The following is a 24,521-nucleotide window of genomic DNA, read 5'->3' on the forward strand; positions in this document are numbered from 1 at the left end:
TCGCCGACGCATCCAGGACGAAGCCTGTGCGCTTCATCACTCGAGGGCGCCGATGATTTCAATCGAGGAACTGCAGCGCATCGCCGATGCGCCGTTGCATTCGTGGCTCGGCACGCTGGGCGTGTCGGTCATCGTCATACTGGTCGTCGCGGTCGTGCACCGCCTCGGCGCACGTATCGTCAAGCGCATCGCGCAGCCGTATCCGCTGATGAGCGCGATCCTGCGCTACATCGACAAGCCGTCGCTCGTCGTGCTGGCGCTGCTGGCGCTGGAATTCGTGTGGGTCCAGGCGGACGACGGCATGTCGTTCGTGCGCGGCATGCGCACCGCGGCCGCGGTCGGCTCGATCGTGTCGCTCACGTGGCTGCTGGTACGGCTCGCGGCCGGCGTCGGCGACGCGATCATCCAGGCCCATCCGATCGACACGGCCGACAACCTTCAGGCACGGCGCGTCCATACACAGGCCAAGGTGCTCGTGCGGACCGTGATGGTGCTGATCGTGATCATCGGCACCGGCGCCGCGCTGATGACGTTCCCCAACGTGCGCCAGGTCGGCGCGAGCCTGCTGGCATCGGCCGGTGTGGCAGGGCTGGTCGCCGGTATCGCCGCGCGGCCGGTGCTCGGCAACCTGATCGCCGGATTGCAGATCGCGCTCACGCAGCCGATCCGGCTCGACGACGTGGTCGTGATCCAGGGCGAGTGGGGGCGCATCGAGGAAATCACCGGCTCGTTCGTGTCGGTGCGGCTGTGGGACCAGCGGCGCCTCGTCGTGCCGCTGCAGTGGATCATCGAGAACCCGTTCACGAACTGGACGCGCAGCAGCGCGGAGATCATCGGCACCGTCTACCTGTCGGTCGACTACCGCACGCCGCTCGCGCCGCTGCGCGAGGAACTCGCACGGCTCGTCCACGCCGCGCCCGAGTGGGACGGTCGCGTGCAAGTGCTGCAGGTGACCGATGCGACGGAGCGCACGATGCAGTTGCGCGCGCTCGTCAGCGCGGCCGATTCGTCATCGTGCTGGGATCTGCGCTGCCGCGTGCGCGAAGGGCTGATCGCGTATCTGCAGCACCGCTATCCGCAATGCCTGCCGCGCAGCCGGATGGAACTGTATCCGCACGAATCCGCACCGGACGCGCCGAATCCCGAGCGGCCGCATGCACGCTCGCCCGCCGCCAGCACGGCGGCCAACACCGCGGCCGACCCGCAGGCCGTCGACGGCCGCTGAACGCGGCCCGGCGCCTGCGCCATTGCCTGTTTCCCATTGCCATGACCGCGCTGAAGACGCTCGCTATCGCCAATTACCGCTCGCTGCGCGAGCTGATCGTGCCGCTCGCGGCGCTCAACGTCGTGACGGGTCCGAACGGCAGCGGCAAGTCGAGCGTGTACCGCGCGCTGCGGCTGCTCGCCGATACCGCGCAGGGCCGCGTGATCCCGTCGCTCGCGCGCGAGGGCGGCTTGCCGTCGACGTTGTGGGCCGGCCCCGAGCGCTTCTCGCGCGCGATGCTGGCGGGCGACGTGCCGGTGACGGGCACTGTGCGCAAGGGGCCGGTGAGCCTGAAGCTCGGCTTTGCGTGCGACGATTTCGGCTATGCGATCGATCTGGGTCTGCCGCTGCCGAGCAGTTCGGCGTTCGCGCTCGATCCGGTGGTCAAGCGCGAATGCATCTGGGGCGGCGCGTTGCCGCGCCCGTCCACGCTGCTGGTCGACCGGCAGGGCGCGCAGATCCGTGCGCGTACCGCATCGGGCGACTGGCAGACGATTCCGCAGCCGGTCGCGAGCTTCGACAGCATGATGACCGAGTTCGCCGATCCGACCGGGGCACCCGAGATGATCGCGGTGCGCGAACGGATTCGCTCGTGGCGCTTCTACGACCATTTCCGGACCGACGCGCAGGCGCCGGTGCGCCAGTCGCACATCGGCACCCATACGCCGGTGCTCGCGGACGACGGGGCCGACCTGGCCGCCGCGCTGCAGACGATCCGCGAAATCGGCGACGCGGCGGCGCTCGATGCGGCGATCGACGATGCGTTTCCCGGCGCGTCGGTCGAGATCGACAACCCGGGCGGCCGCGGCCGCTTCGACGTATCGATGCGCCAGCCGGGGCTGCTGCGACCGCTGGCGGCGGCCGAGCTGTCCGACGGCACGCTGCGCTACCTGCTGCTCGCGGCCGCGCTGCTGACGCCGCGGCCGCCGGCGCTGATGGTGCTGAATGAACCGGAGACGAGCCTGCATCCCGATCTGCTGCCGGCGCTCGGCCGGCTGATCGCGCAGGCCGCCCGGCGCTCGCAGGTGCTGGTCGTGTCGCACGCCGCGCGGCTAATCGCGACGCTCGAGCGCGAGGCCGGCTGCGAATCGCTGGTGCTCGACAAGCAGCTCGGCGCGACCGCGCTCGTCGATGCCGATTCGCGCGACCTGCCGGCCTGGAAGTGGCCGTCGCGTTGACCGCCTGATTGCGTGCTGGAGGGCGTGAGCGGCGCCAGAGGCGCCAGAGGCGCCAGAGGCGCCGAATGGGGCCGGCCGGGCGCGAGACGAGGCGGCCGCGCTCGATCGGCCGAATGTATCCGGTCTTCGGCCGAATGTATCCGGTCTGTAACAACCCCCAAAAAATGAAAGACCTGCGGTTCCGCTCATCGGGATCGCGAATAATAATGAGATATCCGGCGGATGCCATGCCGGCCGGCACTGCATGGACGCAGGGCGGGCTCGCACGAGCGAGTGCTCCGCCGCCGTGCCGCAACGGACAGGACACAGGAGACGTGGACCATGAGAATTGCCCAGATCGCCCCGCTGACCGAATCCGTGCCCCCGAAGCTGTACGGCGGCACGGAGCGCGTCGTGTCCTACATCACCGAGGCGCTCGTCGACCTCGGCCACGACGTGACGCTGTTCGCGAGCGGCGATTCGACGACGCGGGCGAAGCTCGAACCCGTGTGGCCGCGCGCGCTGCGGCTCGATTCGTCGATTCGCGACCGGGTGGCGCCGCACATGCTGCTGATGGAGACGGTCGCGCGCCGCGCGAAGGATTTCGACGTGCTCCATTTCCACATGGACTACTACTCGTTCTCGGTCTTCAACCGCCAGGAAACGCCTTACGTGACGACGCTGCACGGCCGGCTCGATCTGCCCGAGCAGCAACCGGTGTTCGACACGTTCAATACGGCGCCGGTGATCTCGATTTCCAATGCGCAGCGCCAGCCGTTGCCGCAGGCCAAATGGCTGACGACCGTCTATCACGGGCTGCCCGATACGCTGTACATGCCGCAGCCCGTCGAGCCGCGCTATCTCGCGTTCCTCGGCCGCATCTCGCCGGAAAAACGCGTCGATACCGCGATCCGCATCGCCCGCCAGTGCGGGCTGCCGATCCGGATCGCCGCGAAGATCGACGCGGCCGACCAGGAATACTTCGACCGCGAGATCAAGCCGCTCTTCGCGTTGCCGCACGTCGAATACATCGGCGAGATCGCCGATCACGAGAAGGCCGAATTCCTGTCGGGCGCGCATGCGCTGCTGTTTCCGATCGACTGGCCGGAGCCGTTCGGCCTGGTGATGATCGAGGCGATGTCGTGCGGCACGCCGGTAATCGCGTTCAACCGCGGCGCGGTGCCCGAAGTGGTGGACGAGGGCGTGTCGGGGTTCATCGTCGAGGACGAAATCAGCGCGGTGGCCGCCGTGAACCGGCTGCATCTGCTGCCACGGGCGCGCGTGCGGCAGCGCTTCGAGGAGCGCTTCACGTCGCGCCGGATGGCGCAGCAGTACGTGGACGTGTACCAGTCGGTGATTCGCGCGCAGAAGCGCTCGCGCTTCAAGGTGATCGATTCGACGACCTGATCGTCCCGATGCAGAAGGGCGGCGGATAAAAAAACGGCGATGCCCGCAAGGACATCGCCGTTTGCGCATGGCCCGCGCGCAGCGCGCGCGGGCAGTGCGTCGACGTCAGATCTTGAGCTTCGTGACCTTGGTGCCGTTGATCGACACGTCGCCCATCAGGCCGGCGTTGGTCAGCACGACGACCTGGATCGGCGCGGTGGCCGTGTTGGAGTCGACCGCCCCGTTCGCGCCCATCTTCACGAGCGCGACCGATGCGCCGGCGCCGGCGGCCCAGCCGTCCGAGCCGCGGAATTCGTCGAGCGCCTGCTGCGTCATGAACAGGAACACGATCGCCTTCGACTGCGCGCCGGCCTGCAGGCCGACCGACAGCGACGACGTGTTGTAGTAGCCGACCGTGCTGCCGCCGACGCGCAGCGCGCCGTTGCCCGACTGGCCGCCGACGATGAAGCCGGCCTGGAGCACTTCGGGGAAGACCAGCACGCCGCGCGATTTCGCGACGAGCTCGCGCGAACCCTTGACGGTGGAGTACATGCGCGACAGCGTGGCGTCGACGCTCGCGTCGATCGATTGACGCTTCGACGCGTTGGTCGCGGCGTTGTCCGGCTTGTCCGGCGTGGTGGTGCAACCGGTGAGCGCGAGGCTACCGACGATGAGCGCAGCGGCGGCTTTCAGCACAAGATTCCGTTTTTGCATCGTTGTTCTCCATCGGATGATGTTCGGAGTGAGTCTCGCTCAGGGAGCGGATCACGTCGGCAGTTATATCACAGCGGATCAGGGGCTCTTTTCGTTGGTGCGTGAAAAAGCGTCAAATCGCGCGACGGTGTCGCGGCGCGCCAACGGACGAGGCGTCGCGCACGCGGCAGGCGCGCGTCGTGCGTGGTCGGCGTGCGGGGAACGCGGCGCTCGAGCAACGGGCGGCGCCTGCGGCGTGCGTCGGTGTCAGTGTGTGACGGGGGGAACGGGCGGCTTGATCGGCGGGCGGCGCAGCGCACGGCGGATCAGCGCGATCACGACGCCGCATGCGAACAGGAACGCGGCCGGAACGACCCAGTAGCCGACGAACGCATGCCACAGATAGCCGGCGAGCGTATTGCGGCGCACCACGTATTCGTCGCGGGCCGCCTGCTGGCGCGGCGCGTTGGCGGCGAGCACGTCGGCCGGACACCCGGCCGCGCGCGCCTCGTCAGGATCCCCGTGGCACTTCGCGGCGGCGCCGGCGGCCTGTTGCGCGTCGGTGAGCTGCCAGGTGGTCAGCGCGAGTTGCAGGTCCGCCTTGTTATAGGCCATTTCCTCGCGGATCTCGCGCACGGCGATGATCGCGACGGGCACCGCCCAGAACACGATCACGATCAGCCAGCGGCGGAACCAGCGGTGTTGTCTCCATGCCATCCAAGCCTCCGTTTGACGCGCGTGCGCGTCTGTCTCGAGGGCGGCCCGATGGCGCTTCTTGGTCTTGGGTGGGCCGCGTTGCAGCCATCATAGAAGAAAACGCGGCGAATTGCCGCACCATGTGGCGACACCGGGACGGCGGGCCGAAAAAACGGGGCGGGAAAAGGCTGGCATGCGGCTGGCAGGCACCAGTCGATGCGCGTGCAACGAAAACAAAAATGCCGCGCCCGCCGAAGCGGAGCGCGGCATTCGAGGCGGGAGCGCCGGAACTCAGGCGGCCGGCTGGTTGCTCAGGCAGCTCTTCATGAACGCCTTGCGATCGTCGCCCTTCTTGCCGGTGGCCTGCGTGTTGCACGCCTTCATCTTTTCCTGCTGCGTCATCGCCTTCGCGGGCTTCGCCGACAGGCAGTCCTTCATGAACGCCTTGCGTTCGTCGCCCGTCTTGCCGGCTGCCTGGGTGTTACAGGCCTTCATCTTGTCCTGCTGGCTGTTCGCCGCGAAAGCGGGGGAAGCCAGCATGCCGCCGAGAAGCACTGCGGCTACGAGCGATTGGATTTTCATTTCGACACTCCCATGGGGTGAATTGCGTTTTATATCGACGCCGTCACGAAGCCCGGAGCGACGTGAACAGGGTCGCATCGCGCCGCGCGCTCCGATTATGGCAAATCAATGTGAAAACACCAAAACGGCATTTCTATAACGCAGTGGGCGGCATGGCCGTTGACGGCGTGCACGCGCCGGCGATCGGGACAAACCATGACACGGGGTTGCGCCGCGTGCGTTCGCGCCGGACCTACCGGACGCCGGCCGCGAGCCATTACAATCGCGGCCATGAATACACCGAACACCGCATCCCCTTCGTCCGCGCCGGCGCTGCCGCGCATCGCCGTACTCGCCACCGGCGGCACGATCGCCGGCGCCGCGCCCGACGCGGCCAGCACGGCCGGCTATCAGGCCGGCGCGCTCGGCGTCAATTTCCTGGTCGACGCCGTGCCGGCGCTTGCGTCGGTCGCGCGTATCGACGCGGAGCAGGTCGCCAGCATCGACAGCAAGGATCTCGCGCTGCCGCTGTGGAACACGCTCGCCGCGCGGATCGACGCGCTGATGGCCGATCCGGCGATCGACGGCATCGTGATCACCCATGGCACCGATACGCTCGAGGAAACCGCGTATGCACTGCACCTGGTCGTCCGGGGCGACAAGCCGGTCGTGCTGACGGCCGCGATGCGGCCGGCGACCGCACTGTCGTCCGACGGCCCGCTGAACCTGCTGAACGCGGTGACGGTGGCCGCCCATCCGGCCGCGCGCGGGCAGGGTGTGCTGGTCGCGTTCAACAACCGGATCCACGGCGCGCGCGAGGTCGTGAAGACGAGCACCTATGCGGTCGACGCGTTCCAGTCGCCGGAGCTCGGGGCACTCGGCTGGGTGCAGGACGGCCGCGTCGAATTCGCCCGCCGTGTCACGCGCACGCGCGACACGCAACTGGCGATCGCGGCGACCTGGCCGCCGGTCGAAGTCGTCGCGAGCTATGCGGGCGTGACGCGCACGGCCGTCGATGCGCTCGTCGCGGCCGGCGTGCGCGGCCTCGTCGTCGCGGGCACCGGCAACGGGTCGATCCATGCGACGCTGCAGGCGGCACTCGCCGATGCGGTGAACGCTGGCGTGGCCGTGGTCCGTGCATCGCGCGTCGGGTCGGGGCACGTGATGCGCAACGGCGCCGCCAGCGACGATGCGCTCGGGTTCGTGAGCGCGGGCTCGCTGCATCCGTTCAAGGCGCGCGTGCTGCTGATGCTCGCGCTCGCGAACGGTATTCACGATCGAGACGCACTGCAGCGCGCATTCGACACGCTGTGACCGATGGCCGCCGCTCGGGCGGCACACGGCGCGCATAAAAAAATGGCAGGCCAATGGCCTGCCATTTTTGCGTCAGTGCTGCGCGAATGCTCAGGACTGCGGCGGAATCACGAGCTTCTGGCCCGGGTAGATCCGGTCCGGGCTCGACAGCATCGGCTTGTTCGCTTCGAAGATCACCGGATACTTGTTCGCATCGCCGTACACTTCCTTGGCGATCGCCGACAGCGTGTCGCCCGGCTTCACGTCGTGGTACTGCACTTCCGGATCGTCCGGCTGCAGATCGTCGTCGTTGACGCCCGCGACACCCTGCACGTTGCCGGCCGCGACCTTGACCTTCGCCTTCGTGTCGAGATCGGCGACGCTGCCCGACAGCGTGACGGTGCGCGATGCGCCGTCGAACGCGACGGTCAGGTTCGACGTGTCGAGACCTTGCGAGCTGATGTAATTCTTGATTGCGTCGGCCGCAGTCTGGTTCGCGGCATTCGGATCTTCCGCTGCTTGCGCATCGGCGTGACCCAGCAGTTTTTCACCCGCCTCTTTAATAAACGAAAGAAGACCCATCGTTGCACTCCTTAGGTGGTTGAAAAGAAAACGCGCCGTGAAGTGGCGAAAAAAACACCGCGCTGGGTGCGGACCCCGGAAGGGGCGCGCAGGCGCGGCGGTTTTCTCGAAAGGCGTGGCGAAAGTGTAGGCGTTCAACGCGACGATTGCATGAAAAATCGCACGCTCGAACGTAAAGAAATGTAATACGCGAAATCCGACAGGCGGACACCCGACGACGACGTCTGACCGACCAAGGCTTCCCCGGCGCCGCCGGGTGCCGCTGCGGACCCCACCACGCCGCTCTCAGCCCAGAGCGGCGTTTTTCGCCCCGTCCCGCATGCCGTTGGCGATGCGGGGCGGGGCGCCCCACCGTGATGCGCGCGTGCATCGCGCATCGATGCGACCGGCCGCGGCCGAATCGCGTGTATGCGTCGCGCGCGTCCGCCATCGCAGCACAAACGCGCGTTGCGGCATCCGCGTTACGCGGCCGGCGTCTGGCCGATCTCGAAATTCGACATGATCTCGAGCGCGCGCACGAGCGCCGAGTGATCCCATGCCTTGCCGCCGTGCGATGCGCACACGCTGAACAGCTGCTGCGCGCTCGCGGTGTGCGGCAGCGCGAGGCCGAGCTTGCGTGCGCCGTCGAGCGCGAGGTTCAGGTCCTTCTGGTGCAGCTCGATGCGAAAGCCCGGGTCGAACGTGCGCTTGGTCATCCGCGCACCGTGTACTTCGAGGATGCGCGACGCGGCGAAGCCGCCCATCAGCGCCTGGCGCACTCGCTCCGGATCGGCGCCCGAGCGGGCGGCGAACAGCAGCGCTTCGCCAACGGCTTCGATGTTCAGCGCGACGATGATCTGGTTCGCGACCTTGCAGGTCTGGCCCGCGCCGTTGTCGCCGACGAGCGTGATGTTCTTGCCCATCTTCTCGAACAGCGGCTTCGCGCGCTCGAACGCCTGCTCCGGGCCGCCGACCATGATCGTCAGCGTCGCTTCGCGGGCGCCGACTTCGCCGCCGGACACCGGTGCGTCGAGATAGTCGCAGCCGAGCGCGTTGATCTGCTTCGCGAACGCCTGCGTGTCGAGCGGCGAGATCGAGCTCATGTCGATCACGAGCTTGCCGGCCGTCAGGCCTTTCGCGACGCCGTCGTCGGCGAACAGCACGTTACGAACGTCCGGCGTGTCCGGCACCATCGAGATGATGATGTCCGCGTGCTGCGCGACTTCGGTCGAGTTCGCGACGACCTTCGCGCTTGCGCGCAGGTCGTCCGGGACCGGGAACGCGCCGTTCACGACGAGTTGATGATCGCCCTTGAGCAGGTTGCGCGCCATGTGCGCGCCCATGATGCCGAGGCCGATGAAACCGATGGTTGCCATGTGAATGTCTCCTATGGGGCTGAAAACGGGAAAGGCGCGACTCAGGCGGCGCGACGCGCCGAGGCGGGTGCGCAGCCGGCCACGCTTTGCAGCCAGCCGAGGCCTTCCGTCGTGTTGGTACGGGGCTTGTATTCGCAGCCGACGTAGCCGGCATAGCCGAGCCGGTCGAGCAGCGCGAACAGGAACGCGTAGTTGATCTCGCCGGTGCCCGGCTCGTTGCGGCCCGGGTTGTCCGCGAGCTGGACGTGGCCGATCGACGCGAGGTTGCGTTCGATCGTCGCGGCCAGCTCGCCTTCCATGCGTTGCATGTGATAGATGTCGTACTGCAGGAACAGGTTGTCCGAGCCGACCGCGCGGATCACGTCGAGCCCTTCCGACGAGCGGTTCAGCGCGAAGCCCGGGATGTCGAAACTGTTGCACGGCTCGACGAGCAGGCGGATGCCTTCGCGCTTCAGTGCGTCGGCGGCGAAGCGCAGGTTGTCGACGATCGTCACGAACGTCTTGTCGCGCGCCGTGCTCGCCGAGGGGATGCCGACGAGGCAGTTCAGCTGCGGCACCTTGAGCGCCTTCGCGTACTCGATCGCACGGCCGACGCCTTCCTGGAATTCGCCGACGCGATCGGGCAGGCACGCGATGCCGCGCTCGCCCTGATCCCAGTTGCCGGCGGGCAGGTTGTGCAGCACGAGGCGCAGGCGATGCGTCTCGAGCCGCTCGGCGAGTTCCTCTTTCGCGTACGGGTACGGGAACAGGAACTCGACGGCGTCGAAGCCCGCGTCCGCGGCCGCCTTGAAGCGGTCGAGGAACGGCACTTCGTTGAACAGCATGGTCAGGTTTGCAGCAAACTTCGGCATGAGCTAAGCCTCGTCGGTCGGTCAGTCAAAAAAGTCTTGCGGTTCAGTCGGTTCAGTCGAGCATCGAGATCGCGGTCGGGGCGTGTTCGGCCTTTTCGGCGAGATCCTCGAATTCGTTGATCGCATCGATTTCGGTGCCCATCGAGATGTTCGTCACGCGCTCGAGGATCACTTCGACGACCACCGGCACGCTGAATTCTTCCGCGAGCGTTTGCGCCTGACGCAGCGCCGGCTCGATCTCTTCCGGCTTGAACACGCGCAGTGCCTTGCAGCCGAGGCCTTCCGCGACGGCCACGTGGTCGACGCCATAGCCGTTCAGTTCCGGCGCGTTCACGTTGTCGAACGCGAGTTGTACGCAGTAGTCCATGTCGAACGCGCGCTGCGCCTGGCGGATCAGCCCGAGGTACGAGTTGTTCACGACGACGTGCACGTATGGCAGCTTGAATTGCGCGCCGGCCGCCAGCTCCTCGATCATGAACTGGAAGTCGTAGTCGCCGGACAGCGCGACGATCGGGCGGCCCGGATCGGCCGCACGCACGCCGAGCGCGGCGGGAATCGTCCAGCCGAGCGGGCCGGCCTGGCCGCAGTTGATCCAGTTGCGTGCCTTGAACACGTGCAGGAACTGCGCGGCGGCGATTTGCGACAGGCCGATCGTGCTGACGTAGCAGGTATCGCGGCCGAACACCTTGTTCATCTCTTCGTACACGCGTTGCGGCTTGACCGGCACGTTGTCGAAGTGCGTCTTGCGCTGCAGCGTGCGCTTGCGTGCCTGGCAGTCGGCGACCCACGCGCTGCGGTCCTTGAGCTTGCCGGCGGCCTTCCATTCCCGCGCGACCGCGACGAACAGTTCGAGTGCCGCCTTCGCGTCGGACACGATGCCGAGATCCGGGCCGAACACGCGGCCGATCTGCGTCGGTTCGATATCGACGTGCACGAACTTGCGGCCCTTCGTATAGACCTCGACGCTACCCGTGTGGCGGTTCGCCCAGCGGTTGCCGATGCCGAGCACGAAATCCGATGCGAGCAGCGTCGCATTGCCGTAGCGGTGCGACGTCTGCAGGCCGACCATGCCGGCCATCAGCGGGTGATCGTCGGCAATCGCGCCCCACGACATCAGCGTCGGGATCACCGGCACGCCGACCGTTTCGGCGAACTGCACGAGCAGGTCTTCGGCTGCCGCGTTGAGCACGCCGCCGCCCGACACGATCAGCGGCTTGTCCGCGTCGTTGAGCATCGCGAGCGCCTTCTCGATCTGCGCGCGGGTGGCCGCGGGCTTGTAGACCGGCAGCGGTTCGTACGTGTCGATGTCGAATTCGATTTCGGCGAGCTGCACGTCGATCGGCAGGTCGACCAGCACGGGGCCCGGGCGGCCCGAGCGCATCAGGTGGAACGCCTGCTGGAACACGCGCGGCACGAGCGCCGGTTCGCGCACGGTGACGGCCCACTTCGTGACCGGCTTCGCGATCGATTCGATGTCGACGGCCTGGAAGTCTTCCTTGTAGAGGCGCGCACGCGGCGCCTGGCCGGTGATCGCGAGGATCGGAATCGAGTCGGCGGACGCGGAGTAGAGGCCGGTGATCATGTCGGTGCCGGCGGGGCCCGACGTGCCGATGCACACGCCGATGTTGCCGGGGGCGGCACGCGTGAAGCCTTCGGCCATGTGCGATGCACCTTCGACGTGGCGCGCCAGCACGTGGCTGATGCCGCCCGATTTGCGCATGGCCGAGTAGAACGGATTGATCGCAGCGCCCGGCACGCCGAACGCGGTCTGGATGCCTTCCTTCTCGAGCACGAGTACGGCTGCGTCGACGGCTCTCATCTTGGCCATGAATGTCTCCTTGAATGGTGGAATCTTGCGAATCGGTCTGTTGAGGACACTTTAGGGATGCAGGAAAGGTTTGATAAGATCAGTCGAAGTCGCTTATTTCGAAACTAAAAGTATGGAATGACGGCCGGACGGGGCTTCCCGCCGGTGTCGGAGCCGGGACGGAGACAGGAGATGGATCGTTTCAAGCAGATCGAGACGTTCGTGCGGGTGGCCGATGCCGGCAGCCTCGCGGCGGCGGCGTTGGAGGAAGGTGTGTCGCCGGTGGTGCTCGGGCGGCGCATCGACGCGCTGGAGAAGCGCCTCGGCGTGAAGCTGATGTACCGCTCGACGCGGCGGCTGGTCGTCAGCGAGGAGGGCGCCGCGTTCCTCGAGCGCTGTCGCGGGCTGCTGTCCGAATGGGATCAGGCCGAGAACGAGCTGGCCGCCGGCCGGCGCGCGGTCAGCGGCCACCTGATCGTATCGGCGCCGGCCGCGTTCGGGCGCAAGCACGTCGCGCCGCACGCGCCGGGCTTCCTCGCCGACAAGCCGGAGATGCAGCTGTCGTTCAACCTGACCGACCGTGTCGTCGATCTCGTGCGCGAGGGCTATGACCTGTCGATCCGGATCGGCGGTGCCGTCGATCCGAACTTCGTCGCGGTGAAGCTCGCGTCGAACCGGCGCGTGGTGTGCGGCACGCCCGACTATTTCCGCCTGCACGGCCGGCCGAAGTCGCTCGACGACCTGCTGAAACACAACTGCCTGGCGTTCAACCTGCAGGGCGGGCAGAACCGCGGCTGGTATTTCCAGCGCCACGGCAAGATCGCGACGATGCGCGTGACCGGCAATCTCGACTGCAACGACGGCGAGCTGCTGCACCGCTGGGTGGCCGAGGGGCTCGGGCTCGGCTGGCGCTCGACGTGGGAAATCGCCGCGCAACTCGAAACGGGCGAGCTCGAGACCGTACTCGACGAATACGCGCTGCCCGACTACGACATCCTCGCGGTCTATCCGCAGCAGCGCTACGTGCCGGCGCGGGTGCGCTACTTCATCGACTACCTGCGCGAAGCGTATGCGCGCCCCGGCTACTGGAGCACCACGCCGTAACGTGCGGCCCGCCTGGCTTTTTTTACGCTCGATGCGCACGGCGCGGGAATAAACTCGACGCATCAGCGGTAAGGTCATCGAGCGTGCACGTTGCCGGTCTGTCCGGGCACCGTGCGCGGAACGGGCGCGGCGTCGGCCGCCGGGACCAGGGAGGCCATGTGGGGCAAGCCGGACAGGCGGTCGAGGAACGGGCGGCGAACGATGCGCTCGCGCGCGGCGAGCGGTTTCGCACGCTCGTGCTGCCGCATCTCGACGCCGCGTACAACCTCGCGCGCTGGCTGAGCGGCAGCGCCGGCGATGCGGACGACGTCGTCCAGGATGCGTGCATGCGCGCGCTGCGCTTCGTCGATTCGTGTCGCGGCGACAACGCGCGGCCGTGGCTGCTGACGATCGTGCGCCACACCTGGTACACCGAATGGCGGCGGCGCACGCATGCGCACGAGGTCGCGCTGCCCGACACGCTCGACGATGCCGACATGCCCGACGACTGGCAGCCGGCGACGGAGGACCCGCTCGCGCACCTGCTGCGCGGCGAGAACGTGCGGCTCGTGAATGCGGCGCTCGCGAAGCTGCCGCCCGAATACCGCGAGGTGCTCGTGTTGCGCGAGATGGAGGACCTGAGCTACCGCGAGATCGCGGCGATCGCGGACGTGCCGGTCGGCACGGTGATGTCGCGGCTCGCGCGCGGCCGGCGCAAGCTCGCCGCGCTGCTGGGCGGCGCACCGGTGACCGAAGGCCGGCCGGGCCGGGCGCCAGCGGGCGGAACCGCATCGGAGGCTATCGATGGACTGTAACGAAGCGCGAGCGTTGCTGGACGCGGACGTCGACCGCGAGCTGTCGGCGCCCGATGCGTTGCGGGTCCAGCAGCATGTCGAAGGGTGCGACGCGTGCCGCCGCGAACGCGCGCGGATCGTCACGCTGGTGCAGGCCGTGCGGCAGGCCGATTATCACCGCGCGCCGGACGCGCTGCGGGCGAGCATCCTCGCGAGCCTGCCGGCTGCGGGCGACGCGCCTGCTCACGAGCCGTCGCGGGCCGAGCCGCGGCCTGAGCCCGAGTCATCGCCGCGGCGGCCGCGTGGCCGAGACTGGTTTTCCTGGCTGACCGGGCGCGGCGGGTCGGCCCGACCGGGGCCGGCCGGCACCGGCACCGGGCCGCGCGTGGCTGCGTTGCCGGGGCTCGGCTGGGGCGTCGCGTTGCTGATGGCGGTCGCGGCGGCGGGCGGCATGGCGTGGTCCGCCCGTCATGCCGACACCGACCGAACGGTCGACGAACTCGTCGCGAGCCACGTACGGGCCGACCTGTCGGCGCGCGACATCGACGTGATCTCCACCGACCAGCACACGGTCAAGCCGTGGTTCAACGGCCGGCTCGACTACGCGCCGCCGGTCGAGGATCTCGCCAGGGACGGCTTCGCGCTGGTCGGCGGCCGGCTCGACTACGTCGGGCGTCGCCGCGTCGCGGTGCTCGTTTACCGCCACCGGCAGCACGTGGTCGACGTCTACGTGCAGCCGGCCGGCGAACGGCCGGCGGCCCCGTACGCGACCGTGTCGCAGGGCTATGCGCTCGACCGCTGGGACGCGGCCGGGATGACATGGTGGGCCGTGACGGACGCCGAGCCGTCGGCGCTCGCGGCATTCCGGACGGCGCTGGACGCGCGGCTTGCGGGCACGCACAGCGAGTGACCGCGGCGGCGGGGCGGTCATTTTGGTGTTCCGACCCTCGGCAATAGAAGGCCAGAACGATAGTCTTTTGCCCCGGCACACCCGTTCAAGTCTTTGAAAACACGGCCGAATCCGTTGGCCAATCGTCGATTGGCCTTGCATGCGCCCCGTAACCGGGTTAGAATCTTCGGCTTCTCACTTGCCACACCGGTTCAGACGCCCGGGTGGCTTTAATCCACAAGGAGTGTGTAATGCGTCATTACGAAATCGTATTCATCGTGCACCCCGATCAAAGCGAGCAAGTGCCCGCGATGATCGAGCGTTACAAGTCCACGATCACGTCGCACGGCGGTCAGATCCACCGTGTCGAAGACTGGGGCCGTCGCCAACTGGCCTACATGATCGAGAAACTCGCGAAGGCTCACTACGTCTGCATGAACATCGAGTGCGACCAGACGACGCTCGACGAACTCGAACACGCGTTCAAGTTCAACGACGCCGTGCTGCGTCACCTCATCGTCAAGATGAAGAAGGCCGAAACCGGCCCGTCGCCGATGATGAAGGAAGTTCAGCGCGAAGAAGCCAAGAAGGCGGCTGCAGCTCAGCCGGCCGAAGCGCAGGCTTAAGTTCGTCACTCATTAAGCCATCAAGGAGCGCGCCACTCACGTGAACAGGTTGCAATTGACGGCGAGCGTCGTCGAACGCGCACCGGTGCGATATACGCCGGCCGGTGTTCCGATCGCAAGCGCCACATTGCATCACCGCACGGAAGTCGTCGAAGCAGGCATTCCCCGCCAGGTCGAAATGACGATCGAAGCGGTGGCGGCCGGTGAGGCGAGCGGCAAGCTGGAAAGTCGTGAAATGGGCGTCGAAACGCTGTTCACGGGCTTTCTGGCCAAGAAAAGCCGCAACGCGAGAACCTTGGTGTTTCACATCACAGCATTGCAGGACATTGGAAAGGACTGAAATCATGCCCCGCCCGACTGGTAAGAAATTCGACAAGCGTCGTCAGCAACAAAACCCGCTCTTCAAGCGCAAGAAGTTCTGCCGTTTCACGGCTGCCGGCGTCGAGCAGATCGACTACAAGGACACGGAAACGCTGAAGGACTTCATCGGCGAAAACGGCAAGATCACGCCGGCTCGTCTGACGGGTACGAAGGCGCACTATCAGCGTCAGCTGGATACGGCCATCAAGCGTGCGCGTTTCCTCGCGCTGCTGCCGTACACCGATCAGCACAAGGCGTAATCAGGCGACGCAATAAGGAGAATTCGAATGCAAATCATTCTGTTGGAAAAAGTCGCCAATCTGGGTAACCTCGGCGATATCGTCAAGGTCAAGGACGGTTACGCTCGCAACTTCCTGATCCCGAACCGCAAGGCTCGCCGTGCAACGAAGGAAGCGATCGCCGAATTCGAAGTGCGCCGCGCTGAACTCGAAAAGATCGCCGCTGAAAAGCTGGCGGCATCGCAGGCAGTCGGCGAGAAGCTGAACGGCCAGTCGTTCGAAATCACGCAGAAGTCGGGCGTCGACGGCCGTCTGTTCGGCTCGGTCACGAACGGCGACGTCGCGGAACTGCTGAAGAAGGCAGGCTACGAAGTCGAGAAGCTGCAAGTGCGCATGCCGGAAGGCCCGCTGAAGATGATCGGCGAGCACAACGTGCAAGTCGCGCTGCACACGGACGTCGTCGTCGACGTCACGATCAACGTGATCGGCGACCACGCGTAAGCGTAGACGCAAGCTTGCCGGGCGGCTTCCGCCGTCCGGACAAGGGCAGGCGCCCGGGTAACCGGGGCCTGCCTTTTTTGTTGCCCGCTCGCCGGCAAGCGGTGGTAGCGCTGCCGCCATCTATTCGCGATAATCCCAACCCATGAACGCGCCGCAAGATCCCCAAATCGAATCGCTGAAAGTCCCGCCGCATTCGGTCGAAGCCGAGCAGTCGGTGCTCGGCGGCCTGTTGCTCGACAACGCGGCATGGGACCGGATTGCCGACTTCCTGTCGCAGGGCGACTTCTACCGTTACGACCACCGGATCATCTACGAGCACATCGGCCGCCTGATCGCGTCGACGCGCCCGGCCGACGTCGTGACCGTCTACGAAGCGCTGACCACGTCCGGCAAGGCCGACGACGTCGGCGGGCTCGCGTACCTGAACGCCCTCGCGCAGAACACGCCGAGCGCGGCGAACATCCGCCGCTACGCGGAAATCGTCCGTGATCGCGCGGTGCTGCGCCGGCTCGTGTCGGTCGCCGACGAGATCTCGGCCGACGCCTTCAATCCGCAGGGCAAGGAAGTCCGCCAGTTGCTCGACGAGGCCGAATCGAAGGTGTTCTCGATCGCCGAAGAGGGCGCGCGCGGCAACCAGGGCTTCCTCGAGATCGGCCCGTTGCTCACGCAGGTGGTCGAGCGCATCGACACGCTGTACCACACCGCGAACCCGAGCGACGTCACCGGCACGCCGACGGGCTTCGTCGACCTCGATCGGATGACGTCCGGGATGCACGGTGGCGAACTGATCATCGTCGCGGGGCGCCCGTCGATGGGTAAGACCGCGTTCTCCATGAACATCGGCGAATACGTCGCGGTCGAGTACGGGTTGCCGGTTGCGGTGTTCTCGATGGAAATGCCGGGCACCCAGCTCGTGATGCGTATGCTCGGCTCGATCGGCCGGCTCGACCAGCACCGGATGCGTACGGGCCGCCTGACGGACGAGGACTGGCCGAAGCTGACGCACGCGGTGCAGAAGATGAGCGAGGCGCAGCTCTTCATCGACGAGACGGGCGGCCTGAACCCGATGGAATTGCGCTCGCGCGCGCGGCGTCTGGCGCGGCAGTGCGGCAAGCTCGGCTTGATCATCGTCGACTACCTGCAGCTGATGTCGGGTTCGTCTCAGGGCGAGAACCGCGCGACCGAAATTTCCGAAATCTCGCGATCGCTGAAGAGCCTCGCGAAGGAACTCGACGTGCCGGTGATCGCGCTGTCGCAGCTGAACCGCGGCCTCGAACAGCGTCCGAACAAGCGTCCGGTGATGTCGGATTTGCGCGAATCGGGCGCAATCGAACAGGATGCGGACGTGATCCTGTTCATTTATCGTGATGAGGTCTACAATCCGGACAGCCCTGACAAGGGGACGGCCGAAATCATCATCGGCAAGCAGCGTAACGGTCCGATCGGGCCTGTTCGGCTCACGTTCCTGGGGCAATACACGAAGTTCGACAATTTTGCCGGGGCGCAGACCTTCTACGGCGAGTAAAGCCGGTTGTAAACACCTATTTCGCCAAATGTTGTATCCAATCCCGGCGTGCGCATATGCGCACGTCGCGTCGCGACCGAAACCGGTACAATGTCGCCCGTTTTCGTGACAGTAGTTTGACAATCTCTCAGGAATCCCATGTTCGGTCGATTCATGCCCACCGAGGGCAAGTTCTTTGAACTCTTCAACGCGCACGCGAAGCACATCGTTTCCGGTGGCCGCGAGCTCGAACTGCTGATCGACAATCTCGCCGACGCCGAGATTCACAAGCAAAACGTGCAAATCGCCGAGAAGGCCGCCGACAAGCTCACGCACGAGGCGATCGATTTGCTGCACAAGACCTTCATCACGCCGCTCGATCGCGACGAGATCCACAAGCTGATCACGACGATGGACGACATCCTCGACCTGATGGAAGACGTCGCGACGGCCGTGTCGCTGTACGACGTGCAGTCCGTCACGTCCGAGGCGAGCCAGCTCGCGCACATCGTCACGCAGTCGGCGCAGCACGTGCAGCAGGCCGTCGGTCTGCTGTCCGACATGAAGCAGTCGGCGCAGATCCTCAAGCAGTGCGAGGAAATCGATCGCTGGGAATCGGAAGCCGACCGCGTGCTGCGCTCGGCGATGTCGAAGCTGTTCCGCGAGGAAGACGACGTGAAGACGCTCATCAAGCTGAAGGCGATCTACGAGCTGCTCGAAGAGATCACCGACAAGTGCGAGGACGTCGCGAACATCATCGAAGGCATCGTGCTGGAAAACGCCTGAGCGGACCACGATGCATTCGATACAACTCGCCCTATGGATGGTCGCGGCGCTCGTGCTCGTCGCGCTCGTATTCGACTTCATGAACGGCTTTCACGACGCGGCGAACTCGATCGCCACCGTCGTGTCGACCGGGGTGCTGAAGCCCCAGCAGGCCGTCGTGTTCGCGGCCGCGTTCAACGTGATCGCGTACTTCATCTTCCACCTGAAAGTCGCGCAGACCGTCGGTAAAGGCACGATCGACCCCGAGATCGTCGACCATTACGTCATCTTCGGCGCGCTGGTCGGCGCGATCGGCTGGAACGTGATCACCTGGTACTACGGGATTCCGTCGAGTTCGTCGCACGCGCTGATCGGCGGCCTCGTCGGTGCGGCGCTCGCGAAGTCGGGCTGGAGCTCGCTGAACATCGACGGGCTGCTGAAGACGATCGCGTTCATCTTCATTTCGCCGCTGCTCGGCTTCATTCTCGGTTCGCTGTTCATGCTCGGCGTGTCGTGGCTGTACTTCCGTACCGCGCCCAGCAAGGTCGACCGGCGCTTCCGCCGGCTGCAGCTGCTGTCGGCCGGGCTGTACAGCCTGGGCCACGGCGGCAACGACGCACAGAAGACGATCGGTATCATCTGGATGCTGCTGATCGCGAGCGGCTACGCGTCGGCGACCGCCGATGCGCCGCCGGCGTGGGTAATCGGCGCGTGTTACCTGTCGATGGGCCTCGGCACGCTGTTCGGCGGCTGGCGCATCGTGCGCACGATGGGCCAGAAGATCACGAAGCTCAAGCCGGTCGGCGGTTTCTGCGCGGAAAGCGGTGGAGCGATCACGCTGTTCGTCGCGTCGTTCCTCGGCATTCCCGTGTCGACCACGCACACGATCACCGGCGCGATCGTCGGCGTCGGCGCCACGCAGAAGCTGTCGGCCGTGCGCTGGGGTGTCGCCGGCAACATCGTGTGGGCGTGGGTGCTGACGCTGCCGGCGGCCGCGCTGTTCGCGGCCGGCGGGTGGTGGCTCGGGCACCAGATCTTCTGATCACCGACGCTGCCTGATCGACGCGAAATGCGTCGCGAGCCGAAAGGCCGCGGCGCATTTTCTTTTGGGAGGCGGAAGGTTGCGGCGGCGCGGCCGCGGATACCGTCGACGTCACCGGCGCCCGGCAAGCAACAACAGGTCAGTAACTGCCGTTCGCAAACCGTGCAATCGGATCGTCCGCCGTACTCGTGCGCGGGCTGACGGGCACGGCTTGCGTCGACGCACGCAGCACCTGCACGGGCTCGCTGCTGCGTGGGGGCGTCGACACGGTGGCGGGCGGCGGTTCGGCATCGAAGGCGGCGGCCTGGGCGGCCGTCAGTGCGGTCGTCGGAATCTGCGTGCCGACTTCCGCCGGGGCGGCCGGGGCTGCATTGGCCGTCATCGCGGTCGCGCCGTCATTCACCGAGGTGGCTTGCTGCTGAGCCGCCTGCATCCGCGGTGGCGGTGGTTCGTACGGATCGGGGGCCGGTGCTGCCGGTGCGGCTGCGGCGGCCGTCACGACCGGCGTGGTCGGGATGGCCAAAGCCGGCGCCTGCGTTGCTTTTGCTTGCGACGACGCATACGCGGGCTGCCGCTGTGCGACGGCAGCCGTCACGACCACCGGGGCGGCCGCGACCGCCGGATTGCGCGGCTCGTCGCGCTTGGCCTCGTAGGTCGGCGCATCGAACGGCGTCGGGGCCGAGCGCGGCGGCGCGACGCGGCGAATGCCGTCGAAACGCTTGGCCCAGTACGGGTTCGTCAGATAGTCGAGCCGCACGGTGCCGCCCGTCGACGGTGCGTTGACGAAGCGCAGCTTGCCCACGTAGATGCCGACGTGCGAATGCGGTCGTCCGGTCGTATTGAAGAAAATCAGGTCGCCCGGCGCGATCTCGTCGGGTTCGACCGATACACCGCGGCCGCTCATGTCGGCAGTCGTGCGCGGCAGGTTGACATCGGCCGCGCGGCCGATCACGTAGCGCACGAGCCCGCTGCAGTCGAAGCCGCTCGTCGGCGTGTTGCCGCCCCAGCGATACGGGACGCCGACGAGGCTCATCGCCTGGATCGAGATTTCTTCCTGGCCGACGCTGTGGTCGACGAATTTCGGGAAATTGGCGGGCGCCGGGAACGCACGCGGCGTCGTGATCTTCATGCCCGAAGCGGAACGCGATGCCGACTGCGGCGGCACGCTGGAGCAGGCCGCAAGCAGGGAGACGACGGCGACGGGAACCCAGATTCGAAGCATGGCAAGGCGGGCGAGCGCGGCGCGCTCGCGAATCGTATGACGACAGATAGGCCCGATGGTAGACGCTCCAGCGGGGCTTAAGCAACTATTCTTGAGAATTTACTTGAAGTTTCGCGCGTAAACTGCGTTGTTGCGTGACAGGGTATTACCTTCGTTTTCGACCCCAAATAAAAACGGCGCTCCGGAAACGGAGCGCCGCATGGCGTCGAAAGCCGGCGGATCGGCCGGCGTGCGCGTTACAGAATGTCCGACGCGTAGTCGGCGAGCCGCGAGCGTTCGCCGCGTGCGAGGGTCACGTGGCCGCTGTGGCCCCAGCCCTTGAAGCGGTCGACGACGTAGGTCAGGCCCGAGCTGCCTTCGGTCAGGTAAGGCGTGTCGATCTGCGCGATGTTGCCGAGGCACACGATCTTCGTGCCGGGGCCCGCGCGCGTGACGAGCGTCTTCATCTGCTTGGGCGTCAGGTTCTGCGCCTCGTCGATGATCAGATACTTGTCGACGAACGTGCGGCCGCGCATGAAGTTCATGCTCTTCACCTTCAGGCGCGAACGGATCAGCTCCTGCGTCGCGGCACGGCCCCATTCGCCGGCCGCGTCGTCGGTCTTCTGCAGCACTTCGAGGTTGTCGTCGAATGCGCCCATCCACGGCTGCATCTTCTCTTCCTCGGTGCCGGGCAGGAAACCGATGTCCTCGCCGACGGGCACGGTCGCGCGCGTCACGATGATCTCGTTGTAGCGCTTGTCGTCGAGCACCTGCGCGAGGCCGGCCGCGAGCGCGACGAGCGTCTTGCCGGTGCCGGCCTGGCCGAGCAACGTGACGAAGTCGATCTCGGGGTTCATCAGCAGGTTCAGCGCGAAGTTCTGCTCGCGGTTGCGCGCGGTGATGCCCCACACGTTGTTCTTGTGGTGGCTGTAGTCGCGCAGCGTCTGCAGCAGCGCCGTCTTGCCGTTCAGCTCGCGGACGATCGCGTGGAACGTCGGCTCGCCGTTCTGCGGCTCGAGATAGACGAACTCGTTGACGAGCATCGACGCGACGAGCGGGCCGGTCACGCGATAGTACGTGGTGCCCGTCTTCGTGTCCTGCCAGCTCTCCATGCCCTTCGCATGCTTGGTCCAGAAGTCCTGCGGCAGTTCGCGCACGCCGTTGTACAGGAGATCCGAATCCTCGAGGACCTGGTCGTTGAAGTAGTCTTCCGCGGGCAGGCCGAGCGCGTGCGCCTTGATCCGCATGTTGATGTCTTTCGACACCAGCACGACCTGGCGGTCGGGCCGGTCGCGCTGCAGCGCGCGCACGACGCCGAGGATCTGGTTGTCGGCCTTGCCGGCGGGCAAGCCTTCGACCGGCGCGATGTCGGCGAGCTTCGTCTGGAAGTACAGGCGGCCGACCGCCTCGCGGCTGCCGAGGCGCGACAGCGGGATGCCGTCCGAGATCGGGCCGCCGTCGGCGACCAGCGCGTCGAGCGTGCGGCTGACCTGACGAGCGTTACGCGCGACTTCGGACATCCCCTTCTTGTGGTTGTCGAGTTCCTCGAGCGTCATCATCGGCAGATAGACGTCGTGTTCCTCGAAGCGGAAGAGGCTGCTCGGGTCGTGCATCAGCACGTTGGTGTCGAGCACGAACAGTTTCTGCTGTTCGACTTCGGCGGGCTTGCGGCTGCGCGACTTCGTCGCGGCGCCGGCATCGCGCGCGGGCGCGGCGGCCGGTTTCCCGGCGGCCGGCTTGTCGTTGCGTGCAACGACCGGTGCCGCGGGGGCCGCAGGCGCCTGTAGCGGCTGCAGCAACGCGGCCGTCTGCCTGGTCTTGCGGCCGCGTGCGGGCGCGCTCGCGGCGTCGGGCGCCGAAGACGCGACGGCGCGCAGCGGCGCGGCCGTGTTCGCGGCTTCGATCATCGGTTGGGCCACGCTGGCCGGACCATAGTCACCGGCTGTGGATGCGTCCCCTTCGGCGGATTTCTTCGCGGCTTTCGCGGGCCGCGCTTTCGCCTTGTATTCGTCGGGCGGCAGCAGGCTGCCGAGCTTGCTGGGGGGAGTAGGCAAAGGCATGGTGTCCCTCGGGAGGAATCGTGTCGCATGGCGTGCGCCGCTGATCGCATCCTGCGTGACGTAGACGCATGCAGTTTGCGCGCGGTGGCGCACAGGAATTTCGTCTAGCCGGTTCGCCTAAGTGTCGATCAGCTCCTCGATGCGGTAAAGGCCGGACCGGGGAGGGCCGGCGCGCGTTCCATAAAAAAAGCCGCTGCCCCGTCGACAGGGACATGCGGCTCGGCTGATGCCGTCGTGCGCGTCAGGTGCCGGGAAGCATTGCAACGGGCACGGGCGCAGCTACGAGAAATATGGGGCGAACTGGCATTCATTGCGGCCCAATATAACGCGCCTCAAAGCGCTTGTACAGCCTTTAGCACGTCGTCCACGTGACCCGGTACCTTGATGCCGCGCCATGCCTGGCGAAGCACGCCTTCGGCGTCGATCAGGAACGTCGAGCGCTCGATTCCGCGCACTTCCTTGCCATACATTTTCTTCATCTTGATGACATCGAACAGCGCGCACAGCGCTTCGTCGGCATCGGAGATCAGCGGGAACGGCAGTTCGAGCTTGGCCTTGAAATTGTCGTGCGAGCGCAGGCTGTCGCGCGACACGCCGATGACTTCCGCACCAGCCTTCTTGAATTTCGGATAGAGATCGCGGAACTGCAGCCCTTCGGTCGTGCAGCCTGGCGTGTTGTCCTTCGGATAGAAGTACAGCACGAGCTTCTTGCCCTTCAGGCCGGACAGCGAAACGTCGCCGCCCGTGGCCGGTGCGGTGAAATCGGGAACTTGACGGTCAACTTCGACAGACACGTGTTTCTCCTGTTGTTATGGAAGGCGCCGCCGCGGCGGCGCGGTTCGGCGGGGCGTCGCGGCAGCGCGCCGCAAGGGCGGGGCGGCGACGCCGGCTCGCGCGCGAACTCAGTCGGGCTGGACGATCAGTTCGCCGGAGCGGCCGGGGATTTCGCCCCACGTGACAGGGTACGATGGCAGCGAGTCGCGGTCCAGCGTCGCGTGGTAGTCGCCCATCGTCGCGAACGTGTGGCCTTGCGCACGCCAGCCGGCGAGCAGTTGCTCGAACACGGGCGCGAGCTTCTGGCCTTCCAGCTCCGCATGCAGCGTGAACACCTGGTCGTGCGGATTGGTTGCAGTGAACGCGAGGATGTGCGCGGCGACGTTGTGCGTGTCGACGCCGTCGATGCCGAGTACTTCGTCGAGCGTCGGCAGCGTGGTCGGCATCTGCACATGCGACAGCGTGCGGCCGCCGACGACGGGCAGGTACGGCGAGTGGCCGCGACCGTCGGATGCGTAGCGCATCCCCCACGCGTCGATCTGCTCGAACGCGGCATCGTTCATCTGCCAGCCGGCCGCGCCGTGCGTGACGGGCGGCGCGCCGAAGATCTCGATGAAGCGCGCGTGACTCTTCTGCATTTCACGCGCGGTCCAGTCGCGGTCGCGCACGCGCACGTTGTCTTGCCAATACACGTGATCCCACGTGTGGATGCCGCATTCGAAGCCGGCCTCGTGAATCGCGCGCATATCGGCGATCGCGCGGCGGCCGATGTCGGGACCGGGCAGCAGCACGCCGTACATCAGCTGCTTCACGCCGTAGTGTTCGACCACCGACGTGCGCGACACCTTCTTCAGGAAGCCAGGGCGGAACACGCGCCGCAGCGCCCAGCCGGTGTGATCCGGGCCGAGGCTGAAGAGGAAGGTCGCGCGCGCATTGAAGCGATCGAAGATGCGCGCGAGGTTCGGCACGCCTTCGCGCGTGCCGCGCAGCGTGTCGACGTCGATCTTGAGGACGATACGAGCCAAGCGAACGTCCCGG

The 24,521-nt window shown here is 66.5% G+C and carries 25 protein-coding genes and 1 pseudogene; 15 read left to right on the forward strand and 11 right to left on the reverse strand.

Annotation, left to right across the window (positions count from 1 at the left end; genetic code table 11):
- Positions 1–52 precede the first annotated feature (52 nt).
- The 3 genes from HWX07_RS19965 to HWX07_RS19975 all read left to right on the forward strand — a co-directional run bounded on the left by HWX07_RS19965 (position 53) and on the right by HWX07_RS19975 (position 3,828).
- Entirely contained in the window at positions 53–1,225 is a 1,173-nt protein-coding gene (locus HWX07_RS19965) for a mechanosensitive ion channel domain-containing protein (RefSeq protein WP_006478610.1), read from the forward strand.
- A gap of 41 nt (positions 1,226–1,266) precedes the next feature.
- The gene (locus HWX07_RS19970; protein ID WP_175877427.1) at positions 1,267–2,442 is read left to right on the forward strand and encodes an AAA family ATPase; all 1,176 of its coding nucleotides are present in this window, start codon (positions 1,267–1,269) and stop codon (positions 2,440–2,442) included.
- 321 nt (positions 2,443–2,763) lie between these two features.
- Positions 2,764–3,828 carry a glycosyltransferase family 4 protein gene (locus tag HWX07_RS19975; protein ID WP_023475621.1) on the forward strand — a complete coding sequence of 355 codons (1,065 nt, stop codon included), beginning with the start codon at positions 2,764–2,766 and terminating at the stop codon, positions 3,826–3,828.
- 105 nt (positions 3,829–3,933) lie between these two features.
- Here the strand turns inward: HWX07_RS19975 and HWX07_RS19980 are convergent, their stop codons facing one another.
- The 3 genes from HWX07_RS19980 to HWX07_RS19990 all read right to left on the reverse strand — a co-directional run bounded on the left by HWX07_RS19980 (position 3,934) and on the right by HWX07_RS19990 (position 5,778).
- The gene (locus HWX07_RS19980) at positions 3,934–4,521 is read right to left on the reverse strand and encodes a YSC84-related protein (protein ID WP_006478613.1); all 588 of its coding nucleotides are present in this window, start codon (positions 4,519–4,521) and stop codon (positions 3,934–3,936) included.
- Positions 4,522–4,767: 246 nt separating this feature from the next.
- Positions 4,768–5,217, reverse strand: coding sequence for a membrane protein (locus HWX07_RS19985; protein WP_012328676.1), 450 nt, complete (start codon positions 5,215–5,217; stop codon positions 4,768–4,770).
- Between the two features lie 270 nt (positions 5,218–5,487).
- Complete coding sequence (locus HWX07_RS19990; protein ID WP_011549641.1) at positions 5,488–5,778, reverse strand: PsiF family protein; 291 nt, start codon at positions 5,776–5,778, stop codon at positions 5,488–5,490.
- A gap of 270 nt (positions 5,779–6,048) precedes the next feature.
- On the opposite strand from HWX07_RS19990, the gene HWX07_RS19995 reads away from it, so the two are divergent.
- Entirely contained in the window at positions 6,049–7,071 is a 1,023-nt protein-coding gene (locus HWX07_RS19995) for an asparaginase (protein ID WP_175806257.1), read from the forward strand.
- A gap of 90 nt (positions 7,072–7,161) precedes the next feature.
- Here the strand turns inward: HWX07_RS19995 and lysM are convergent, their stop codons facing one another.
- From lysM to gcl, 4 genes are all read right to left on the reverse strand, one after another.
- On the reverse strand, positions 7,162–7,632 hold the full coding sequence (lysM, locus tag HWX07_RS20000) for a peptidoglycan-binding protein LysM (protein ID WP_006478617.1): 471 nt from the start codon (positions 7,630–7,632) through the stop codon (positions 7,162–7,164).
- Between the two features lie 461 nt (positions 7,633–8,093).
- Positions 8,094–8,993: a 2-hydroxy-3-oxopropionate reductase gene (locus HWX07_RS20005; protein WP_279608425.1), complete on the reverse strand. Its 900-nt coding sequence runs from the start codon at positions 8,991–8,993 to the stop codon at positions 8,094–8,096.
- 35 nt (positions 8,994–9,028) lie between these two features.
- A complete protein-coding gene (gene hyi, locus HWX07_RS20010) occupies positions 9,029–9,838 on the reverse strand; it encodes a hydroxypyruvate isomerase (protein ID WP_175877428.1) in 810 nt (269 codons plus the stop codon).
- A gap of 52 nt (positions 9,839–9,890) precedes the next feature.
- Entirely contained in the window at positions 9,891–11,666 is a 1,776-nt protein-coding gene (gene gcl, locus HWX07_RS20015) for a glyoxylate carboligase (RefSeq protein WP_175806260.1), read from the reverse strand.
- Positions 11,667–11,837: 171 nt separating this feature from the next.
- On the opposite strand from gcl, the gene HWX07_RS20020 reads away from it, so the two are divergent.
- From HWX07_RS20020 to HWX07_RS20065, 10 genes are all read left to right on the forward strand, one after another.
- The gene (locus HWX07_RS20020) at positions 11,838–12,749 is read left to right on the forward strand and encodes a LysR family transcriptional regulator (protein WP_027807604.1); all 912 of its coding nucleotides are present in this window, start codon (positions 11,838–11,840) and stop codon (positions 12,747–12,749) included.
- A gap of 158 nt (positions 12,750–12,907) precedes the next feature.
- Positions 12,908–13,543 carry an RNA polymerase sigma factor gene (locus HWX07_RS20025; protein WP_175877429.1) on the forward strand — a complete coding sequence of 212 codons (636 nt, stop codon included), beginning with the start codon at positions 12,908–12,910 and terminating at the stop codon, positions 13,541–13,543.
- On the forward strand, positions 13,533–14,432 hold the full coding sequence (locus HWX07_RS20030; protein WP_175877430.1) for a zf-HC2 domain-containing protein: 900 nt from the start codon (positions 13,533–13,535) through the stop codon (positions 14,430–14,432). Before HWX07_RS20025 ends, HWX07_RS20030 begins: the two co-directional genes overlap by 11 nt.
- Positions 14,433–14,662: 230 nt before the next feature.
- Entirely contained in the window at positions 14,663–15,037 is a 375-nt protein-coding gene (gene rpsF, locus HWX07_RS20035; RefSeq protein WP_006486255.1) for a 30S ribosomal protein S6, read from the forward strand.
- A gap of 40 nt (positions 15,038–15,077) precedes the next feature.
- On the forward strand, positions 15,078–15,377 hold the full coding sequence (gene priB, locus HWX07_RS20040) for a primosomal replication protein N (RefSeq protein ID WP_006486250.1): 300 nt from the start codon (positions 15,078–15,080) through the stop codon (positions 15,375–15,377).
- 4 nt (positions 15,378–15,381) lie between these two features.
- Positions 15,382–15,657 (forward strand): 30S ribosomal protein S18, encoded by a 276-nt coding sequence (gene rpsR, locus HWX07_RS20045; RefSeq protein WP_006486248.1) that lies wholly within the window; start codon positions 15,382–15,384, stop codon positions 15,655–15,657.
- A 27-nt stretch (positions 15,658–15,684) separates the two neighbouring features.
- Positions 15,685–16,137, forward strand: a complete 453-nt coding sequence (gene rplI / locus HWX07_RS20050) for a 50S ribosomal protein L9 (RefSeq protein ID WP_006486256.1) — start codon at positions 15,685–15,687, stop codon at positions 16,135–16,137.
- 142 nt (positions 16,138–16,279) lie between these two features.
- Positions 16,280–17,662 carry a replicative DNA helicase gene (locus tag HWX07_RS20055; RefSeq protein WP_006486249.1) on the forward strand — a complete coding sequence of 461 codons (1,383 nt, stop codon included), beginning with the start codon at positions 16,280–16,282 and terminating at the stop codon, positions 17,660–17,662.
- Positions 17,663–17,800: 138 nt separating this feature from the next.
- Entirely contained in the window at positions 17,801–18,427 is a 627-nt protein-coding gene (locus HWX07_RS20060) for a DUF47 domain-containing protein (protein WP_089467615.1), read from the forward strand.
- Between the two features lie 10 nt (positions 18,428–18,437).
- Entirely contained in the window at positions 18,438–19,448 is a 1,011-nt protein-coding gene (locus HWX07_RS20065; protein WP_175808330.1) for an inorganic phosphate transporter, read from the forward strand.
- A gap of 139 nt (positions 19,449–19,587) precedes the next feature.
- Here HWX07_RS20065 and HWX07_RS20070 read toward each other — a convergent pair whose 3' ends face one another.
- Both HWX07_RS20070 and HWX07_RS20075 read right to left on the reverse strand, forming a co-directional pair.
- A complete protein-coding gene (locus tag HWX07_RS20070; RefSeq protein ID WP_175877431.1) occupies positions 19,588–20,670 on the reverse strand; it encodes a C40 family peptidase in 1,083 nt (360 codons plus the stop codon).
- Between the two features lie 236 nt (positions 20,671–20,906).
- Positions 20,907–22,709 (reverse strand): PhoH family protein, encoded by a 1,803-nt coding sequence (locus HWX07_RS20075; protein WP_012328664.1) that lies wholly within the window; start codon positions 22,707–22,709, stop codon positions 20,907–20,909.
- Here HWX07_RS20075 and HWX07_RS36990 point away from each other — a divergent pair.
- Positions 22,605–22,831: pseudogene (locus tag HWX07_RS36990) on the forward strand (hypothetical protein); the annotation flags it as partial. The gene HWX07_RS20075 and the pseudogene HWX07_RS36990 sit on opposite strands and share 105 nt — an antisense overlap.
- Positions 22,832–23,041: 210 nt before the next feature.
- On the opposite strand, the gene HWX07_RS20080 reads toward HWX07_RS36990, so the two are convergent.
- Positions 23,042–23,503: a peroxiredoxin gene (locus HWX07_RS20080; RefSeq protein ID WP_175808327.1), complete on the reverse strand. Its 462-nt coding sequence runs from the start codon at positions 23,501–23,503 to the stop codon at positions 23,042–23,044.
- Between the two features lie 108 nt (positions 23,504–23,611).
- Positions 23,612–24,508, reverse strand: a complete 897-nt coding sequence (locus HWX07_RS20085; RefSeq protein WP_011549653.1) for a polysaccharide deacetylase family protein — start codon at positions 24,506–24,508, stop codon at positions 23,612–23,614.
- Between the last annotated feature and the right edge of the window lie 13 nt (positions 24,509–24,521).

It is taken from the genome of Burkholderia sp. BCC0097 (genome assembly GCF_902832985.1).
In the GTDB taxonomy this organism is placed as follows: Bacteria; Pseudomonadota; Gammaproteobacteria; order Burkholderiales; family Burkholderiaceae; genus Burkholderia; species Burkholderia orbicola.

Bases quoted from the DNA above. Each gene is read 5' to 3' on its own strand.
- HWX07_RS20070 (WP_175877431.1), bottom strand. From the start codon at position 20,670: ATGCTTCGAATCTGGGTTCCCGTCGCCGTCGTCTCCCTGCTTGCGGCC.
- HWX07_RS19995 (WP_175806257.1), top strand. From the start codon at position 6,049: ATGAATACACCGAACACCGCATCCCCTTCGTCCGCGCCGGCGCTGCCG.
- rpsF (WP_006486255.1), top strand. From the start codon at position 14,663: ATGCGTCATTACGAAATCGTATTCATCGTGCACCCCGATCAAAGCGAG.
- HWX07_RS20055 (WP_006486249.1), top strand. From the start codon at position 16,280: ATGAACGCGCCGCAAGATCCCCAAATCGAATCGCTGAAAGTCCCGCCG.
- HWX07_RS19990 (WP_011549641.1), bottom strand. From the start codon at position 5,778: ATGAAAATCCAATCGCTCGTAGCCGCAGTGCTTCTCGGCGGCATGCTG.
- HWX07_RS20065 (WP_175808330.1), top strand. From the start codon at position 18,438: ATGCATTCGATACAACTCGCCCTATGGATGGTCGCGGCGCTCGTGCTC.
- HWX07_RS20060 (WP_089467615.1), top strand. From the start codon at position 17,801: ATGTTCGGTCGATTCATGCCCACCGAGGGCAAGTTCTTTGAACTCTTC.
- HWX07_RS19965 (WP_006478610.1), top strand. From the start codon at position 53: ATGATTTCAATCGAGGAACTGCAGCGCATCGCCGATGCGCCGTTGCAT.
- HWX07_RS20030 (WP_175877430.1), top strand. From the start codon at position 13,533: ATGGACTGTAACGAAGCGCGAGCGTTGCTGGACGCGGACGTCGACCGC.
- HWX07_RS19980 (WP_006478613.1), bottom strand. From the start codon at position 4,521: ATGCAAAAACGGAATCTTGTGCTGAAAGCCGCCGCTGCGCTCATCGTC.
- rpsR (WP_006486248.1), top strand. From the start codon at position 15,382: ATGCCCCGCCCGACTGGTAAGAAATTCGACAAGCGTCGTCAGCAACAA.
- lysM (WP_006478617.1), bottom strand. From the start codon at position 7,632: ATGGGTCTTCTTTCGTTTATTAAAGAGGCGGGTGAAAAACTGCTGGGT.
- HWX07_RS19970 (WP_175877427.1), top strand. From the start codon at position 1,267: ATGACCGCGCTGAAGACGCTCGCTATCGCCAATTACCGCTCGCTGCGC.
- rplI (WP_006486256.1), top strand. From the start codon at position 15,685: ATGCAAATCATTCTGTTGGAAAAAGTCGCCAATCTGGGTAACCTCGGC.
- HWX07_RS19985 (WP_012328676.1), bottom strand. From the start codon at position 5,217: ATGGCATGGAGACAACACCGCTGGTTCCGCCGCTGGCTGATCGTGATC.
- gcl (WP_175806260.1), bottom strand. From the start codon at position 11,666: ATGGCCAAGATGAGAGCCGTCGACGCAGCCGTACTCGTGCTCGAGAAG.
- hyi (WP_175877428.1), bottom strand. From the start codon at position 9,838: ATGCCGAAGTTTGCTGCAAACCTGACCATGCTGTTCAACGAAGTGCCG.
- HWX07_RS20075 (WP_012328664.1), bottom strand. From the start codon at position 22,709: ATGCCTTTGCCTACTCCCCCCAGCAAGCTCGGCAGCCTGCTGCCGCCC.
- HWX07_RS20020 (WP_027807604.1), top strand. From the start codon at position 11,838: ATGGATCGTTTCAAGCAGATCGAGACGTTCGTGCGGGTGGCCGATGCC.
- HWX07_RS19975 (WP_023475621.1), top strand. From the start codon at position 2,764: ATGAGAATTGCCCAGATCGCCCCGCTGACCGAATCCGTGCCCCCGAAG.